Source organism: Polyangium sorediatum, assembly GCF_029946465.1.
Taxonomy (GTDB): Bacteria; Myxococcota_A; Polyangia; order Polyangiales; family Polyangiaceae; genus Polyangium; species Polyangium fumosum.
The window spans coordinates 1-970 of the sequence record NZ_JARZHI010000172.1 but is presented as its reverse complement, the minus strand read 5'-3'; the positions used below and the strand labels follow the sequence as shown (position 1 = coordinate 970).

1 protein-coding gene is annotated in these 970 nt (G+C 67.0%); it reads left to right on the top strand.

Translation table 11 applies throughout. From position 1 onward, the window contains the following. The first annotated feature begins 346 nt into the window (after window positions 1-346). The gene (locus tag QHF89_RS49870) at window positions 347-850 is read left to right on the top strand and encodes a hypothetical protein (RefSeq protein WP_136973426.1); all 504 of its coding nucleotides are present in this window, start codon (window positions 347-349) and stop codon (window positions 848-850) included. Window positions 851-970 lie beyond the last annotated feature (120 nt).

The following is a 970-nucleotide window of genomic DNA, read 5'->3' as shown; positions in this document are numbered from 1 at the left end:
CGCCACCGTCTGAAGGGCGATGGCGGACGCCCCTGTCGGAGGGCCCTGCCAGCTGAGGCCGAGAACGAAAACAGTTGCTCGACCCCGGACCAGCGAGGCGCTGGACCCAGGGTTGAAAAACTGCGCGATGCGCAGTTTTTCAAACGGGCCGATGAAGAACCCAATCAGGGGTCGCCCCTCGCCGGTCCCCCCCCTTCAAGCGCACCGAAACTCCCCCAACTCGTCGGCCTCGTGCATCGAGGGGCGCGGCGAGCGTCGACATCTTCCCCGAGGTCACGCGGCCGTGACCGCCGCACAACGAGCGCAATGGTGACGGGCGGGCGCGGCTGTGATACGCCTTCGAAGGATGCCTATCCTGGACCCCAAGATCCCGGTCGCCGCGAGGAGCATCGACGCGCTTCAGCGTCACGTCGGCCGCGTCCAGGCCATCACCGGGACGCGGAACAATAACGCGCTGCTCGTCAACCCCGGTGACGCACGACGGCAGGTCTGGGTGCGCCCGACATACGCGGACTATCGTGACGCCTGGATACGCGTATTCACCTACATCGCCGACCCGGCCAACATGGATGTGGATCACATCTACAACAAGGCACGGGCGCAGGTGGTGGGGTACGACTACGTGCGTCTGTTCCTGGTCGAGAAGGGCGTGAACCGCAATCACGGCCGGGTGGAGCGGCTGCTGGTCAGGGTGAGCCTCGCGCCGGGCAGGCTGACCCGCGATCCCGACATCGCCTACGCGACCAACTGGAACATCGCGAAGATAAGCGGGAACCGCGTTGGCCGGGAAAACGTGCGGTACGACCAAGCTGCGGCGCTCGACTGGCTGGTAAGCGAAAACTTCATGTAACGGCACGCCGCGCCCGACGAAGGCGCCGCGCCCGGGGCGCTGCCCCGGACCCCGCGGGGGGCTGTCCGCCCCCTCGACCCCGGACCAGCGAGGCGCTGGACCCAGGGTTGAAAAACTGCG

Bases quoted from the DNA above. Each gene is read 5' to 3' on its own strand.
- QHF89_RS49870 (WP_136973426.1), top strand. From the start codon at position 347: ATGCCTATCCTGGACCCCAAGATCCCGGTCGCCGCGAGGAGCATCGAC.